General features: G+C 48.4%; 11 protein-coding genes and 2 pseudogenes. 2 read left to right on the top strand and 11 right to left on the bottom strand.

What is annotated here, in order from left to right:
- Entirely contained in the window at positions 1 to 720 is a 720-nt protein-coding gene (locus MKX98_RS12195) for an RNA pseudouridine synthase (RefSeq protein WP_339223137.1), read from the top strand.
- Between the two features lie 394 nt (positions 721 to 1114).
- Positions 1115 to 2476: a lytic polysaccharide monooxygenase gene (locus tag MKX98_RS12190; RefSeq protein WP_339223135.1), complete on the top strand. Its 1362-nt coding sequence runs from the start codon at positions 1115 to 1117 to the stop codon at positions 2474 to 2476.
- A gap of 157 nt (positions 2477 to 2633) precedes the next feature.
- Here the strand turns inward: MKX98_RS12190 and MKX98_RS12185 are convergent, their stop codons facing one another.
- From MKX98_RS12185 to MKX98_RS12135, 11 genes and pseudogenes are all read right to left on the bottom strand, one after another.
- A complete protein-coding gene (locus MKX98_RS12185) occupies positions 2634 to 3065 on the bottom strand; it encodes a MarR family transcriptional regulator (protein WP_220685804.1) in 432 nt (143 codons plus the stop codon).
- Positions 3066 to 3485: 420 nt separating this feature from the next.
- Complete coding sequence (gene gyrA / locus MKX98_RS12180) at positions 3486 to 5945, bottom strand: DNA gyrase subunit A (protein ID WP_220685805.1); 2460 nt, start codon at positions 5943 to 5945, stop codon at positions 3486 to 3488.
- Positions 5946 to 5956: 11 nt separating this feature from the next.
- The gene (gene parE / locus MKX98_RS12175; protein WP_194541993.1) at positions 5957 to 7936 is read right to left on the bottom strand and encodes a DNA topoisomerase IV subunit B; all 1980 of its coding nucleotides are present in this window, start codon (positions 7934 to 7936) and stop codon (positions 5957 to 5959) included.
- 115 nt (positions 7937 to 8051) lie between these two features.
- Positions 8052 to 9041 (bottom strand): ABC transporter permease, encoded by a 990-nt coding sequence (locus MKX98_RS12170; RefSeq protein ID WP_071218334.1) that lies wholly within the window; start codon positions 9039 to 9041, stop codon positions 8052 to 8054.
- Positions 9034 to 10002, bottom strand: a complete 969-nt coding sequence (locus tag MKX98_RS12165; protein ID WP_194545132.1) for an ABC transporter ATP-binding protein — start codon at positions 10000 to 10002, stop codon at positions 9034 to 9036. The genes MKX98_RS12170 and MKX98_RS12165 overlap by 8 nt, the downstream gene beginning before the upstream one ends.
- A gap of 36 nt (positions 10003 to 10038) precedes the next feature.
- On the bottom strand, positions 10039 to 10890 hold the full coding sequence (locus MKX98_RS12160; RefSeq protein WP_339223133.1) for a GDSL-type esterase/lipase family protein: 852 nt from the start codon (positions 10888 to 10890) through the stop codon (positions 10039 to 10041).
- Between the two features lie 147 nt (positions 10891 to 11037).
- Positions 11038 to 11781, bottom strand: a complete 744-nt coding sequence (locus MKX98_RS12155; protein ID WP_339223131.1) for a CAP domain-containing protein — start codon at positions 11779 to 11781, stop codon at positions 11038 to 11040.
- 429 nt (positions 11782 to 12210) lie between these two features.
- Positions 12211 to 12698, bottom strand: a pseudogene (tnpA, locus tag MKX98_RS12150) (IS200/IS605 family transposase).
- A gap of 176 nt (positions 12699 to 12874) precedes the next feature.
- Complete coding sequence (locus MKX98_RS12145) at positions 12875 to 13336, bottom strand: GNAT family N-acetyltransferase (RefSeq protein WP_071218337.1); 462 nt, start codon at positions 13334 to 13336, stop codon at positions 12875 to 12877.
- Positions 13337 to 13477: 141 nt separating this feature from the next.
- Positions 13478 to 15343 (bottom strand): ABC transporter ATP-binding protein, encoded by a 1866-nt coding sequence (locus MKX98_RS12140; protein WP_233354817.1) that lies wholly within the window; start codon positions 15341 to 15343, stop codon positions 13478 to 13480.
- Positions 15340 to 17117 (bottom strand): annotated as a pseudogene (locus MKX98_RS12135) (ABC transporter ATP-binding protein). Before MKX98_RS12135 ends, MKX98_RS12140 begins: the two are co-directional and overlap by 4 nt.
- Positions 17118 to 17159 lie beyond the last annotated feature (42 nt).

Raw genomic sequence — 17159 nt, 5'->3', positions numbered from 1 at the left:
ATGAACAAGCGGGAACCTGCAGCATATCCGGTTGTGCCGATTCTGTTCGAGGATAATCATGTGTTAGGAGTAACCAAGCCGGTAAACATCCCCTCCCAAGAGGATGCTACCGGCGATCCCGACATGCTGACCATTCTGAAACAGGACATTAAGGAGCGCTACAATAAACCGGGCAATGTGTTTTTGGGATTGGTGCACCGTCTGGACCGTCCGGTTGGCGGAGCGATGGTGTTTGCCAAGACTTCCAAAGCCGCATCCCGATTATCGGAATCCGTCCGCAGTCGCAGCTTCCGCAAGCAATATGTGGCGGTCGTTCATGGGATTCCTTCGAAAACGTCAGGCCGGCTCGTAAATATGCTGTATAAGGATGTAAAAACCAACACCGTTCATGTCACCTCTAAAGGTACGGACGGGGCCAAGGAGGCCATTCTAGATTACACCGTGCTCCAAACGTCCGAAGGCTTCAGCCTCGTCCTGATCGAGCTGCACACGGGCAGGCCGCACCAAATCCGTGTACAGCTGAGCCATGCGGGACATCCGCTGTTCGGAGATCAGAAGTATGGAAGCAAGGTGAACAAAGCCGGCCAGCAGATTGCCTTATGGTCCGTATTGGTCGGATTTCCTCATCCCGTTACCAAAGAGGAGATCTCCATTCGTTCCATGCCGCCCTCCGACTATCCCTGGAGCCTTTTCTCGATGGAGAAGCTGGCGTTCACATGACGTACTATCCATATAATACAGAAAAACCGAAATCCAGCCTTGGATTTCGGTTTTTTTATACCTCTGTTTCATGATGGCAAATACTGTAATATTGTATCCCTTTACGATAATATATTATCCCTTTACTTTTATCAAAGAATGCCGAAAAATAGAAACTAAATAGTTTAACATTTTTTAGTTGTTTTGTACAATCATGGTATAAACTCTGCTTGCGAGTTTATATAGATCAATGGTGCCAAGGAGGAGGATGATCAAAAGCTGTTCATGAATGGTTACACGGTCGGCTCAGTTGTTTATGATGTGTAACAGGGAAGAAAACTCACAGCTCAGGGAGGTTTGATCAGCATCAAGTGTCCGCTGAATTTCACATTAAAAATTCAAGGAGGTATTTGTTATGGATCAGGTTCAATATCAAACAAATCGCCGCTTGCATTTGAAACCGCTGTGGATTTTTTTAGGAAGCACGCTGTTGTTCTTCACCATCATGATCATCACGGCAAGCAGCGTCTCCGCTCATGGGTATATTGAATCACCAGCCAGTCGTGGTTATAAGTGTAAGCTCGGAGAGAACACCAACTGCGGCAGAATCATATATGAACCGCATTCCCTCGAGGGAAAAGGTAACTTCCCCGTCGGTGGACCGGCGGATGGTCAGATTGCTGGTGCTGGAATTTTTCACGAGCTCAATGAACAATCACCTACCCGCTGGAGTAAAGTGAACATGAAGGGCGGACCCAATACATTTAAATGGGTGCTGACCGCAGCTCACGCCACATCCGATTGGAAATATTATATTACGAAAAAAGGCTGGGATTCCAGCAAACCCCTCGCACGCGCAGATCTCGAATTGTTCTGCTCCTTCAATGACGGTGGCAAACGTCCGCCGAACACCGTAACCCACACCTGTAATGTTCCTACCGACCGCACCGGCTACTATCTGATCTTGGCTGTGTGGGAGATCGCCGATACAGGCAACGCCTTCTATAACGTAATCGATGTGAACCTGAATAACGGCAGCGGAAATCAGGACACGCAAGCTCCAACCGTACCCGGTAACTTAAGATCCACAGGCGTCACCAGCACCAGCATCTCGCTCTCCTGGAACGCTGCCACGGATAATGTGGGGGTAACAGGTTATGAAATCTATCAAGGATCTAATCTAGTAACAACCGTATCAGGATCAACCTTAAGCCATACCGTCACCGGTCTGCAAGCGTCAACCTCCTATACCTTTACGGTAAAAGCACGCGATGGAGCAGGCAATGTCTCCACGGCGAGCAATCCGTTAACGATTGCCACATCCAATCCGGTACCGGACACTCAAGCTCCGACGGCTCCCGCCAATCTACGATCAGTCGGCTCTACTTCAACCAGCGTATCATTAGCCTGGAACAATTCCACGGATAATGTCGGCGTTAGCGGCTATGAGGTTTATCGGGGCACAGCGCTGGTGACCACGGTATCCGGCAGCACGCTTTCCTATACGGTCGGCGGGTTATCACCCAACACAGCCTATAGCTTCACCGTTAAAGCTCGTGATGCGGCTGGCAACGTCTCCGCTGCAAGCAATGAACTGCAAGTTACCACGGCGGACGGCTCCACACCGGAAACTCCGGCCTGGGCACCAAACACTTCATACCAGCTAGGAGCCTTAGTCACATATGGCGGCAACACCTATGAGTGCCGGCAAGCCCACACGTCCCTGCCTGGTTGGGAACCCTCCAACGTGCCGGCTTTATGGTTGCTTAAGTCATAATCTCAATACGTCATGGTAAAGATTCGAAACGTGATATAACGATAATGTTCCATAAGTATAAAAATATGTAACAGCCCTCAAGGGTGAGCTGCCGTCTGCAGCCGCCCAGGGGGCTATTCTACGTTTAGAACGTTAGCTTTAGCTTTAGAACTTATACTTATACCTCAACCAGAACTTCCTTTGGAGCTGTACTAATCTTTCCTAACAGATAGACAAGCAGCTGCTGATTATGCGAGGATATGCGGTTCAAAATTTGGGAAAGGTACTCATCCCTAACCTGTAATCCGCGTGTATATTCCTCACGCCCTTTATAGGAAATCGTCACCCAGACGATCCGTCTGTCACTTGCGTCCCGTTCCCGTTTGATCAATCCATTCTTCTCCATCCGGTCCAATAGCATGGTTACGGCTGCCGGACTTGTGGCCAGGTAAGGAATGAAATCGGAAGGTTTCATTCGCTTTAATTCAGCAAGCACCTCCAGCACCATCAGTTGCGATTCCGTCAATGTCGGTGCTAATCCGGCTTCCATATGGAGCTTATAATCCTTGGCCAGCTTGGACCACACCTTGGCGAATTCGGCAGTATGCATATTTATCCCGTCCCTTCAATAATGCTGTCATGATCAAACATCGGATACCGTCCGTGGATGTTGCGCTGTACTTTTTGTGAATGGGTTTCGTTTGAACCCTAGTCATGATTCCATAATAGTTTATAGGATTAACTTTTCGCGGGCAACCTCTCAATATCCTTCTTTTTTCGTTAAAAAATATAATTTCCAATCAAGCGACAAAACCCGCCAACCCTTATATGACGGCGTTTTTCAAGGTTCATCCTACTTCGACACAGTCAGGCATATGTCAAATAGTATAAATAACAGCTCAAATGTTGCGGGAAACGCAAAATATAGCAAAAGCACCTCGACAAATATCATCGAAGGTGCTGTTCGTCCGTCTATCTTATCTTGTCCAAACTTGGAAATCTCCAAGAAAAGGATGTTACGCAATCTTGTTTAACTTTCTTTACCTGACTCCGCATGCGGAAGAGTTACCAGATCGACAATCCGTCCTTGCTTGCCAACATCGGCAAGCAGTTTGCCTATCGATTTACGTTCCGCGATCGGAACTTTTTCGGTGTGAATCAGATGGGCTTGCCCGTCTTCGCTGTACGCCATAATCTGCAGCGGTTCACGGCAATAGAAAGCTCCGACAATGGCGCTGCCGTTAGGCTTCACCCGCTTGCCTTCCTTAAACTCAAACGTGGCCATGCCTTTTCCGCCGCGGCTTTGCGTCTGGTAATCCAACAGCAAGCTGCGCTTGCCATAGCCAAGATCCGTGATAGTCAAAATCTCACCCTCATCGTTCTCCACCCATAATGCCGCAACGACTTCATCCCCGTCACGGAGCTGGATTCCTCGAACCCCGCCGGAAACGCGTCCCATCGCGTTGACTTCCTGCTCATTAAACCGGATGCTCATCCCTTCTTTCGAGATTAGCACAATATCTTTATTGTTATCACTCACAACGACCTGGATAATGCTGTCTTCCGCAGCGACCTTGGCTGCAGCAACAGCGCCAGCCCGCTTGGTAACATACTCCTTGAGCTCTGTGCGCTTCACTTGACCTTTGCGGCTGACAAACACAAGCGACTTGCCCTCTTCTTCAAAGTTCGAAACCGGAATGACCGATACGATGTGATCCTCTTTCGGTACCTGAATCACGTTAACGATGGCCGTACCGGCATCTTTCCATTTGTATTCCGGAATCTGGTGAACCGGCAATAAGAAATACTGCCCACGGCTCGTGAATATAAGCAGATTCTCCAGGGTATTGACTTCAAACAGACGTGTGATGTAATCCCCTTCCTTAACGCCTGAGCTTTCCAGCTCACCGCCGCTTCGGGTGAAGGATAACATGCTGGTGCGCTTGATGTAGCCTTCATTAGACAGAGTTACGAGCACGTCCTCTGCGTTCACCAGCACTTCAAGATTAACCTTGATCTCTTCCACTTCTTCCTGAATGACAGAACGCCGGTCGATGCCGTATTTCTCGCGAATTTCAAGCAGCTCTTTGCGAATGACGGCAATCAGCTTCTTATCGCTGTCCAGTATCGCACGCAAGCCCTCGATTTTCTTCATTAACTCGTCCAGCTCTTTTTGCAGGGAATGAATTTCAAGGTTCGTAAGGCGGTATAATTGCAAGGTCAATATGGAATCGGCTTGTCTCTCCGTGAAACCGAACATCCATTGCAGATTGTTCTGGGCATCCTGGCGATTCTTGGACGCTTTGATCGCCGCAATGACCTCATCCAGGATATTTAAAGCCTTAACCAGGCCTTCCAATACGTGCGCCCGATCCTCTGCTTTCTCCAGCTCATACTGGGTCCGGTGCGTGACGACCTCACGCTGATGCTGGATATAGGCAGATAACATGTCTTTAAGCCCCAGCTGTTGAGGGGTTTTATTCACGATTGCAACCATATTGAAGTTATACGTAATTTGCAGATCGGTTTTCTTGAACAAATAAGCAAGAATCCCGTTTGCGTCGGCATCCTTCTTCAGCTCAACGACGATGCGAAGTCCTTCTCGTCCGCTCTCATCGCGAACCTCGGCGATGCCCTCGACTTTTTTCTCCAGTCGTATGTTCTCCATCGTGGTAACAAGCCGTGACTTAACGACCTGATAAGGAATTTCCGTGATGACAATCTGCTGCTTGCCGCCGCGAAGCGATTCAATGTCCGTCTTCGACCGTAGATAAACGCGGCCTTTGCCTGTCCGATAGGCGTCCAAAATGCCTTCGCCGCCCATGATGATTCCGCTGGTCGGGAAGTCCGGACCTTTGATAAAGGTCATAATCTCCGCCAGCTCAATCTCCGGCTTCTGCATTACGGCAATACAAGCATCGATCACTTCCCGCAGATTGTGAGGCGGGATTTCAGTGGCAAAACCCGCGGATATCCCGCTAGCTCCGTTCACAAGCAGGTTTGGGTACCGTGAAGGCAGCACAACCGGTTCCTTGGCCGTGTTATCAAAATTATCCTTAAACAGTACGGTCCGCTTCTCGATATCCCGAAGCAGCTCCATGGCAATCGGCGATAGCCTTGCCTCGGTATAACGCATCGCTGCGGCGGGATCATCATCCTGGGAACCCCAGTTTCCGTGGCCGTCCACGAGCACATGTCCCATCTTCCATGGCTGAGCCATCCGAACCATACCTTCATAAATCGATGAGTCCCCGTGCGGATGGTAATTACCCATGACATCCCCGACGGTTTTCGCCGATTTACGGTATGGTTTATCCGGTGTGTTACCCGAATCGTACATGGCATACAGGATCCGGCGCTGAACGGGCTTCAGCCCGTCACGAACGTCCGGGATCGCTCGGTCCTGAATAATATACTTGGAATACCGGCCAAATCGATCACCTACGACCTCTTCCAGAAAAGCCGGCAAAAATTGCTCAGATAAACTCATTCCTTCACCTTCTATTCCTCAAACTCTGCGAAGTTTACATTTTCTACGATCCACCGTTTGCGGGGATCTACTTTATCTCCCATCAGCGTAGACACACGACGCTCCGCTTTGGCAGCATCATCGATTTGTACCTGCAGCAATGTCCGTGTTTCCGGGTTCATCGTCGTTTCCCATAATTGCTCCGGGTTCATCTCGCCCAGACCTTTGTAACGCTGCAGCTCAAAGTTTTTGAATTCCTTCAAATAATTAGCCAGCTGCTCATCCGTCCAGGCATACCGAACGGTTTCCAGCTTCCCGGATTTGCTGGCGATTTTATACAGAGGAGGCTGCGCAAGGTAGACGCGGCCTTCATCAATTAAAGGTTTCATGTATCTGTAGAAGAACGTAAGCAGCAGCACCTGAATATGAGCGCCATCCGTATCCGCATCCGTCATGATGATGATTTTCGAATAATTGCTGTCCCCGGCGGTAAACTCCGTACCGATCCCTGCACCAATGGCAGATACAATTGCTCGGTATTCATCATTCTTCAGGATGTCGGCCAGCTTCGATTTCTCCGGATTCATCGGTTTCCCTTTAAGAGGCAGTATAGCCTGGATTTTCGAATCCCGTCCCTGCTTCGCAGAACCGCCAGCGGAGTCCCCTTCGACTATAAACAATTCGGTTCTCGTAAAGTCCTTGGACTGCGCAGGCGTCAGCTTGCCGCCCAGATTGGAGCTTTCGCTTCGCTTCTTGCCGCTGCGCATCTCGTCCCTTGCTTTACGGGCCGCTTCACGCGCTTTGGAAGCCTGGATGGCCTTCTTCAGCAGCGTTTGTGCGATCTGCGGATTCTCCTCGAGGAAGATTTGCATCTTCTCGGTGACAATGCTGTCAACCGCACTGCGTGCAGAAGCGCTTCCCAGCTGGTCCTTGGTCTGTCCGACAAATTCGACCTCAGCCATCTTGACGCTGATCACGGTCATCATGCCTTCCCGAAGATCATTGCCTTCCAGGTTCTTGTCCTTTTCCTTCAAAAGATTGTTCTTGCGGGCATAATCATTCATGACACGGGTGTAAGCTGTCTTAAAACCCGTCTCATGCGTACCACCCCCGCGCGTCGGGATGGAGTTAACGAAAGAAGCCAACGTTTCGGTATATCCCGCATTATATTGAAGGGCGATTTCAACTTCGATATCATCCTTCTCCGCGTAAAAATGGATCACATCATGCAGCACGTCCTTGCCTTCATTCAGGAACTGAACGAACTGGCTTGCGCCGCCTTCATAGAAAAACTCTTCCCCGTTGCCGCTGCGCTCGTCTTTCAATACAATCCGGAGTCCGGAGTTCAGGAAGGCAATTTCCTGTAAGCGCTCTGCAAGCGTGTCGTAGTTCAGATGCGTTCCCGCGGTAAACACGCGCGCATCCGGTTTAAACGTAATCTTCGTCCCTGTTTTGTTCGTATTGCCAAGCACCTCAAGACCCGTTACAGGTTCCCCGACATGCTCTTTTCCTTTTTTGTCCTGCCAGTATTCAAATCGTTGGCGATGAATTTTACCGTCACGGTAAATTTCAACCTCCAGCCACTCGGACAGCGCATTGGTTACGGATGCGCCAACGCCATGAAGACCGCCGGACTTCTTATATCCGGAACCACCGAATTTACCGCCGGCATGCAAAATCGTAAATACAACCTGCGGGGTGGGGATGCCTGTCTTGTGCATTCCGGTTGGAATACCGCGTCCGTTGTCGTATACCGTCGCGGATCCGTCTTTATGCAATGTAATTTCAATTCTCGAGCAGTACTTGGCCAAATGCTCGTCTACGGCGTTGTCCACAATTTCCCATACCAGATGATGCAAGCCTGACGAGCTTGTGCTCCCTATGTACATGCCTGGCCGTTTGCGCACCGCAACGAGGCCTTCGAGCACTTGAATGTCGTCAGCATCGTATCCTGAACGGTTGTTACCGCCGTTCTTCGATGACTCTGCAAACATATCGATCTGTTCGACCATTCATGCTCCTCCTTCAATTTCACGTATCTCGTGTATTTCTATTTCTACATTTCAATATTTTAGAAGAACGCTGTTCCCTAAAAAATGCAAACAAATGTTTCATGCTTTGTCCATTTTAATTCAAGATATCCCTTCTCGTAAAGACACTGAATGAAACAATAACCGCACAAATGGCCCAGACGGCCAATACGGCAAGGGAAAAATTCAAAGTCATCCCCTCAATTGGCGGCAAATTGCCTGCTAAATAATTCGTTAAATTGAGGTTTACCATGAACAAATATTTCGCGCTGCTCCAGGCCGATGCCATATTCGTCAGAATATTTCCGGCAATCAATGCGGCCATCATGATCACAATGCTCGCCGCCGTGCTTCGAACCAGCACGGACACCATAAAAGCCAGCATACCGACGCATACGCCGACAAACCACACCAATCCACCCTGCATCAGCAAATACTTCCACTGTGGAACAGCATGAACGCCGGACATATCCACATCAGACCCAACAATTTGGAATCCCGTGAATACCGGTATGTCAAATCCCTTGTATCCGAAGGCTAGGCCGGAGATCAGATAGGCTATGACAAAGGTGGAAACGACAATAAGAGACGTAAACATGATCAAGGCGATCAGTTTGCTGAGCAGCACCTTCCATCGCTTCACAGGCCTTGTCAGCAGCATTTTGATGGTACCGGTCGTCCGTTCACCGGAGACGATATCCGAGGCGATAGCCATAATGAGCAGCGGGATAAACAGGGATATCGCATTATTCAAAAATTCCCGTGTAAACGTAACCCCGTTTGGTTGATTAGGATTCACATCATGCTGCAAATAATACTGCATTTGCTGAATAAAGATTTGCCTATATCGTTTCCATTCATCCGGCACCCTGTCACTGCTAAGCGAATTCTCATTATCCGTGATTCGCTGCTGAAGTTCAAGCCGCCAATCACTGTTGAACTTCTCCCGGCTCCGTTCAGCTGACTTCATCTGGGCATAAGTAAACATAGGAACCAGAACAAGAAGAACGAGAAGGACAACATAAAACCGCTTTCGTTTGATAATTTTGATGCACTCGTTTTTGATCAGGGGCAACAGGTTACTCAATACTCTCACCCTCCGTCATCTGCAGGAACAGCTGCTCCAGCGTAGGATTGATCCGATGAACCTCCCGGACCTGTACTCCCGCAGCTACCAGCCGTTCCACAGCTCTTGACGTGTATGTAGTGCTCATACGGGTCACAACAGCGTCCGGAGACATGCCTGCGAGCAAATTATCGTCGAGCACGTCCTCGGGGCGTTCGACGATGTGGCAATAATCCAGCTTTTGCAATATCCGTTTCCCTTGCACGGCGGGATTCAGATCCCAGATCACATGATCGCTGTTGCCGGCAATCAATTCTTCGACCTCGCCAACCGCAAGCACTCTTCCGCTGCTGATGATCGCCACGCGATCGCATAACAGCTGGATTTCGCTCAGCAGATGACTCGAGACAAAAACAGCCAACCCTTCCTCGGCTAACCGATGGATGAACTGCCGCATCTCTTTGATCCCTTTCGGATCAAGACCGTTTGTCGGCTCGTCAAGAATGAGCAGCCTCGGTCTGCCGAGCAGGGCTTGGGCTATCCCGAGCCGCTGCCGCATTCCCAGAGAATACGTGCTCACCTTGTCATGAATTCTTCGATCCAATCTCACCGTATCCACAACTTCCTGTATTCGCTGCTGGTCAATGCCGGGCTGCATTCGCGCAAAATGCTCAAGATTTTCCCACCCCGTCATATATGAATACATTTCAGGATTCTCCACGATGGAACCGATATAACGCAGCGCCTGCTCCTGCTGGCGGTTCACATCATAACCGCAGACCTCGATCTTGCCGGAGGTCGGTTTGATCAGATCAACCAGCATCCGGATCGTGGTCGTCTTTCCTGCCCCGTTCGGCCCCAAGAACCCGAAAATTTCGCCTGCGCGCACGTCGAACGACACATCATGTATAATCCATTTTCGACCGATTTTCTTTTTTACATGCTGGACAGATAACACGATTTCTTGAGCTTGTTCATTCATCGTTTTCCAACTCCCCATATGACATCCTCATCATGCCTAGAGCATACCCTCTACAATTCGATCCGCAATAGCCTGATATCCTTCCCCGTTCGGATGAAAATGGTCCGAGGACAGATACTCGCCCAGCTTGTGCTGAAACAGATCAAACGTAGGGACCAATGTCATATTGGGATCCCGGTTCACAATCTCCATGACCGAATGATTCCAGGCAGAGACCACGATATTGCCGGGTATGAGCAAATCCTCCAAATCGGAAAAAGGATGATAGAGACCGATATAAACGATTCGGGCATCCGGATTAATGGCGCGAATCTTCTCCAGAATCGCCTGCAGGCGTTCAGAGGCCTGCGGCAATGCGGCCATCAGCTTGGCAGGTTCGAGCTCCAACTCATCGGAATCCGCCGCCCCGTCCATCAGCCCGCTGCCTTGAAATATATCATTGCCTCCGATCGAAAGCATAATCACATTGGCTTGCTTCAAGGCATACTGTATTCCCTTGTCATCCAGCTTGGGAAGCAGTGCTTCGGTGGTCATTCCGTTTATGGCCAGATTTGCCAGCAGGCTCGCTGTTCGTCCATCGCCATTTAATTGATCCACGCTTCGGCGGACAAAACCGCTCCCGGTGTTGTCCCCTGTTCCCTTGGCCAGTGAATCTCCAATCGCAGTTACCTTTAAATCATGGGGCAAAACCGGTTGTGACGGATCGCTCCCCGGCTGTTCCGGCGCTGTCTCTTCATCGGACGCCTCGGATCCGCCACCGGTCAGCAAGGGCTGTCCTTGCGGATCATTAATATCTTTGAACGCATACATAAAACCGATAATGAGCACAATCGTTACAATAACCGACACGGAGGCAGTGATTCGCCATATCCATGCAGATGATTTCATGACATTCCCCCTACAAAACTCCTCATTACATTACCTTAAGACTTCTATATAAAATTTGCAAATCAAAACACGCAAAGAAGACTGCCCCGGACGCAATCTTTCGATGCGTGACCGGGGCAGCCTCTTCATATGAAACAAGATAAGTGCTTATTGACTGATGAATTCTTGAACCCAATATCCGTTATAATATCCAACACCGATCATGGTGAAATTCGGAGACAGGATGTTTTCACGATGACCTTGGCTATTCATCCAGGAGTTCATTACTTCTTGAGGCGTACGTTGCCCTTTAGCAATATTCTCGCCGGCATAGCCGTAAGAAATACCGTAAGCTTTCATCATATCAAATGGCGAACCATGTGTCGGTGAAGTGTGGCTGAAGTAATTGTTATTACTCATATCCTTCGCTTTATCCAGCGCTACGGTTGTTAGCTTAGCATGGACCGTGAGCGGCTTCAGACCTGCATTCGCACGTTCTTTGTTCACCAATGTGACAACCTCGGAAGCAAAATTCGATTGTTCCGTTGTACCCGCCGGCTCGGAAGGCTGGGACGGTTTTGTAGTTGGAGTGCTAGTCTCAGGCTTGCTTGTTTCCGGTTTGCTGGTTTCAGGTTGCGTCGCTTCTGGTTTAGTGGTTTCTGGCTTGCTGGTTTGCGGAGTTTCAACAGGTTTGTCTGCCTGAGGTTTTTCCGTTTGCGGCTTCTGAACCACCCATTTAAACTGGGATTCAAAACCTTGGCTTTCCAGGAACTTCTGGATCTTTTGCTGCCAATTTACATAATTATTACTCTCAGCAGGTGCTGCGGATGCCGTAGTGGGCAGCATGATACCGACAGCCAGTACAGCAGCAATGCTGCCGCCTGCGATTTTCTTTATCCAATGGTTGTTCATAAATGCTCATCTCCTATGCTCATAGTTGTGAGTTTGCTTGACCGCCCGTTCTAAGATGAATTTCAAAGGTGCTGGACGATCAAACAATAGTTACATTTTTGTAATCTCGTACGAACACATTGTAACACATTTGATACCTTGGGCAATCCTACAATTGTTGGAAAAGCGCCCTTGAATTCCTACCTATACATAGGTGATCAAGTCGACATTAGTCCCAGATCATATGTAGTGATTAATGCCTGATTCAAGCGATGAATCTCTTTTTATATCGGTGGTCTTTCAATCGATTTTTAGGTCATAACAAATAAACCACCCGTGTGAACGGGTGGTTTGCTCTGCGGCTGAAAGCCTTTGTTACTGGCCAGCCCTAAAGGGCATTGAATCGTTCGCCAACCGCACTACTTTTTCGGCTACCCCTTAAGGGGTCTTCTAGTTCTTCTTCTTTCGTTTGCTTCCTGTTTCTTCTCCTGTGAATGGATCTATATACTCTTCCAGCGTCATTTGCTCTGCAACCACGTCTTCTTGTAACTGATTTCGTATATACTCTTCAATCACTTTCTTGTTCCTTCCTACCGTGTCCACATAAAACCCTTTACACCAGAATTTTCGATTCCCATACTTATATTTTAAATTTGCATGGCGATCAAATATCATTAAGCTACTCTTCCCTTTTAGATACCCTATAAATGATGACACACTTATTTTCGGCGGTATACTTACCAGCATGTGTATATGATCTTTACATGCCTCTGCTTCTATAATTTCTACACCTTTTCTTTCACACAATTGTCTTAGTATTTTTCCTATATCTCTTTCAATTTCCCATAGATCACTTGTCTTCTGTACTTTGGTGCAAACACTATGTGATACTTACAATTCCATTTTGTATGTGCTAAACTGTTCACATCAGATGCCATCTGATCTCCTCCTCGTGTTTTAAATTTGGTTGGCGAACCGAATTTATCTTAACACTTCGGAGGATTTTTTTATACAACGCTTAAGCTATCCTGAACCATACGCATAGCGTATGGTTTTCTTTTTACAAGAAAAAAACCATCCCAAAAATGGGATGGGTTCATGAAAAGCCCCTGGATTACAGCTTTTTACTAAACTGATATCCAGCCTTTTCAAATCCAATATGCTCATAAAATGCATGTGCGGGAGCAAGTTCTTCCCGGTTGCCGCTTGTGAGAAACAAGAGGTGGCTACCATGCTGTCTTCCCCATGTCTCTGCACCGCGAATCAATCTTTTGCCAATTCCTTGGCCGCGGTAGCTTGAGGTTACAATAACCGAAGTAATTTGAGTGACCGGTTCGGTCATAGTGAAGGATTTGACTTGACGAAGCATGATCATACCAACAACAACACCATCAACTTCAGCAATCAGATTGCCGTACAAAGGATTGTCGTTCATCGCTTCCATCCGTTCACGCATGACATTCAGCGTGGTCGGATAATTCAGTTCGCGCATCAAGGATGTGACAGCTTCCAAATCATTCTTCTCAAAGTTTCGAATCAGCAGTGCAGGCGCAGATAATACGCTTTCGATGCTCATTATACCCTCATGCTTCCCTTCTTCTATGAATTCTGAGTAAACTCTACTTCTATTTTGTAAGTTTATGAAGAAGATTGCAAGTATCGAGCGACATTTTTTTTACATTTGTGTCGGTTTTGTTAAACCTTTGTTAAGCCGTTTTTACAAAAATCGGTATTGTGCTTCAATCAACCCATGGTACGTACCCTGCTTCTGCATAAGCTGGCTGTGATTTCCTTCTTCGATAATCTTACCGTGATCCAGCACAACGATATGATCGGCATGGCGGATCGTTGATAAACGGTGCGCCACGATGAAGGAGGTTCGGCCCTGAAGCAGCACTTTAAGAGCTTCTTGAATTTTCAACTCCGTCTCGGTATCGATACTCGCCGTTGCTTCATCCAGAATCAGAATCCGCGGATCGGCAAGGAGCGCCCTGGCAAAGGACAGCAGCTGCCGCTGACCCATAGACAGCATATTCCCGCGTTCTTCAACCTCGGTATCGTAACCCCCCGGCATCTGAACGATGAATTCATGGGCGCCGACCGCCTTGGCTACATCCTCAATCTCCTCATTGGTCGCATCCAGACGGCCAAACCGGATATTATCGCGAATCGTGCCGGAGAATATAAAGGTATCCTGCAGCACGATGCCAATCTGATTGCGGAGGCTTTCCACCGTCACCGATTGGATATCGTATCCGTCAATCGTTAGCTTACCTTCGGTAATATCATAGAATCGGCTGAGCAGATTAATGATAGTACTCTTGCCTGATCCGGTATGACCGACAAGCGCAATCGACTGGCCTGCCTTTACATTCAGATTGATCCCTTTGAGAGCCTGACGTCCTTTTTCGTATTCGAACACCACATTCTCCAGCTTGATGTCCCCTTTAATCGTTGGCAATTTCTTCGCCCCAGGCTGATCATCAATGCTCGGCTTCTCGTCAATAAACTCAAAAATACGTTCAGAGGAAGCCATGGCGACAAGCAATTGGTTATACATTTGGCCAAGCCGGTTGATCGGCTCCCAGAAGTTTCCGACATATTGGGTGAAGGCAATTAACAGACCGATGGTGAGCTCGCCTTGCTGGATCAACACGGCACCGAGCCAGAACAAGATCAATGAACCGAAACCGCCGGTAATTTCGATAAGAGGCCCAAACCCTTGGTTCATGGCGGACGCTTTATCCCAGGACTTTTTGCTGTCCATGTTCATGTTATCAAAGAACTTCATATTCTCTTCTTCTTGCGTGTAAGCTTGGGTTACGCGGATCCCCTGAATCGATTCATTCAAGTGAGAGTTAATCCGCGAGTTCCGAATCCGTACATCCTGCCATGCACGCCGGATGCGTACACGGAGTTTCGTCGAGATGAAGAACATGATCGGTACCGTGACAATAACAGCAAGACCGAGCTTCCAGTTTATTAACAAAAGAATAACGACAATACCTACTAACTGCACGCAGTCGATGATCAGGTTGACAACCCCGTTGGTAAACAAATCCTGCAGGGAGTTAACATCATTCGTAACCCGGACCAGCACAGATCCAGCCGGACGCTTGTCGAAGAAATTGAAGGATAAGCGCTGAATGTGCTGGAACAGATCTGCTCGCAGGTCATAAATGACCCGCTGACCGATGATATTCGTAAATCTGATACGAAATATTCCTGCAACCCATTGAATGATATACATCGCAAGAACCGCGATTGTAATCTGATACAATAGGGTTAAGCTCGGGTTGCCGTCCCTCGGGTCTATGGCCTGGTCGATTGCCAAACTGGTCAAGAACGGAATGGCCAGCTTCGTTATGGTACCGATGACCATCATAAGGCCGATCAACGGGAGAATCTGTTTGGCGTAAGGTTTCATATACGAGATCAGACGCGTCAGCTGCGCCCAGTTAAACGGCTTTTCAATCGCATCGTCGTCCTTGTATACAAAACGTTCATTCGTTTCTTCCGAAGGCTTCCGCGGCCTCGGAATCTTTTGCTTTTGATGCGGTTCAGTATTTACATTGGCGTTCATGCTTGCACCTGCCCTTGCGTGCCTCCTGCTTGAGCTTGCTTCGCAATAAGGTCCGCATATTGTATTTTGTATACATCCTGATAAGGCCCCGGCACTGCAATCAAATCGTTATGCTTGCCGCGCTGCACAACTCTTCCCTCATCCAGAACGAGAATTTCATCCGCATGACGCAAAGAAGAAATCCGGTGAGCGATAATAAATGTCGTTCTGCCGTTCATGACTTCCTGGAAGCCGGACTGAATTTCATGCTCGGTTTCCATATCTACAGCACTGGTGGCATCATCCAGGATCAGGATTTTCGGATCTTTCAGAAGGGCTCGTGCAATCGCAATCCGCTGCTTCTGTCCGCCGGAAAGTCCCATCCCCCGTTCGCCGACAATGGTATCGTAACCATCCTTCATTTCCATAATAAAGTCATGGGCTTTGGCCAGCTTTGCAACACGGATGATTTCTTCCATGCTAACGTCCTTCATGCCGTAAGAAATATTGTTGCGGATGCTGGACGAGAACAAGAAGGTCTCCTGAAAGACCGTGGCAATCTGGCTGCGCAGACTCCGGATCTTTATATCATTAATGTTCATGCCGTCTAGTTTGATGCTGCCCTGATTCACATTGTAGGCATGCATCAAGAGCTGGATAATGGTTGATTTACCAGACCCCGTTCCCCCAAGCAGGCCGATCACGGAGCCGGGACGAGCATCCAGATTAATATCTTTGACGGCCGCCATCTTGTTACCGTAAGCAAAGGTGACATTATCAAATACGACATGACCCTTCACCTCGCTTGGCACCAAATCTACCGCACGCTCACGGTCTTCGACATCGATCGGCTGATTCAGCAGCTCCAATACCCGTTCACCCGATGCCTTGGACTGCGTGTAGTTATTAATGTGAAACCCGATTCCCCAAAGCGGGCCGATTATGTACCAGATCAAAGTAAAGAAAGCTGCCAGTTCCCCTACCGTCATGGAACCTTGGATGACCATCGCTCCGCCGACGGCTAGCAAAATGACGACACTGATATTCGCGAAGAGCTCCATCATCGGGAAGTAACGGGCCCATAGGGAAGAGGCAAATATCTGGTTGGTTTTGTAACGCTCATTCCGTTCGGAGAATTTCTCCACTTCGTGAGGCTCGCGAGCAAAAGACTTTACGGTACGAACACCCGTGATATTCTCCTGAACCGCGGTCGTCAGCGAGCTTAGTGCCAGACGCATCTCCTGGAATGCCGGATGGATCTTGGATTCGAACTTTAGAGCCGCCACAACCAAAAATGGCATCGCTACCAAAGTTACGAGCGTCAATTTCCAGCTAATGGTAAACATCATAATGGAACCGAAAGTCACCATCAATACCAGATTGAGCAGCTGAGCAAAACCGAAGCCGATAAACATTCGAATCGCTTCCAAATCGCCCGTCAGCCGTGACATCAAATCCCCGGTCCGAGCCGTGTCATAGTAACGGAACGATAGAAATTGCAATTTTTCATAGCAGGCGTTTCGTAGCGCATAAGCCAGGTAGTTCCCCAGCCTCCCCCAAAAAATCCGTGCAAAAACTGCATGAAAGCTTTAAGGATGACCACACCCAGCACAGTGAGTGCCAGCTGCGGTACGATACCGTAATTCTCCAGCTTGATTGCATCGTCAATCAGCACTTTTAACAGATGCGGATAGACAAGTCCTAAAGCGGTTGCAATCGCCAGACACAGCATGGAAAGAAAAAGATAACTTCGTTTCTCCCAAAAGAAGCCCTGCAGTTGCCTGAGAACATTCATGTTTATCCTCCTTTGGATTATTTTCGTTCAGGTTATGTAGCA

The sequence above is a fragment of the Paenibacillus sp. FSL W7-1332 genome (assembly GCF_037969785.1).
Taxonomy (GTDB): domain Bacteria; phylum Bacillota; class Bacilli; order Paenibacillales; family Paenibacillaceae; genus Paenibacillus_AQ.
The sequence above is the reverse complement of the archived record's forward strand: the minus strand, read 5'-3'. Positions and strand labels throughout refer to the sequence as shown.

What these genes read in the sequence shown, in the direction of transcription:
- MKX98_RS12155 (WP_339223131.1), bottom strand. Translation starts at nt 11,781, where the DNA reads ATGAACAACCATTGGATAAAGAAAATCGCAGGCGGCAGCATTGCTGCT.
- MKX98_RS12140 (WP_233354817.1), bottom strand. Translation starts at nt 15,343, where the DNA reads ATGAACGCCAATGTAAATACTGAACCGCATCAAAAGCAAAAGATTCCG.
- MKX98_RS12145 (WP_071218337.1), bottom strand. Translation starts at nt 13,336, where the DNA reads ATGAGCATCGAAAGCGTATTATCTGCGCCTGCACTGCTGATTCGAAAC.
- MKX98_RS12190 (WP_339223135.1), top strand. Translation starts at nt 1,115, where the DNA reads ATGGATCAGGTTCAATATCAAACAAATCGCCGCTTGCATTTGAAACCG.
- parE (WP_194541993.1), bottom strand. Translation starts at nt 7,936, where the DNA reads ATGGTCGAACAGATCGATATGTTTGCAGAGTCATCGAAGAACGGCGGT.
- gyrA (WP_220685805.1), bottom strand. Translation starts at nt 5,945, where the DNA reads ATGAGTTTATCTGAGCAATTTTTGCCGGCTTTTCTGGAAGAGGTCGTA.
- MKX98_RS12185 (WP_220685804.1), bottom strand. Translation starts at nt 3,065, where the DNA reads ATGCATACTGCCGAATTCGCCAAGGTGTGGTCCAAGCTGGCCAAGGAT.
- MKX98_RS12165 (WP_194545132.1), bottom strand. Translation starts at nt 10,002, where the DNA reads ATGAATGAACAAGCTCAAGAAATCGTGTTATCTGTCCAGCATGTAAAA.
- MKX98_RS12160 (WP_339223133.1), bottom strand. Translation starts at nt 10,890, where the DNA reads ATGAAATCATCTGCATGGATATGGCGAATCACTGCCTCCGTGTCGGTT.
- MKX98_RS12195 (WP_339223137.1), top strand. Translation starts at nt 1, where the DNA reads ATGAACAAGCGGGAACCTGCAGCATATCCGGTTGTGCCGATTCTGTTC.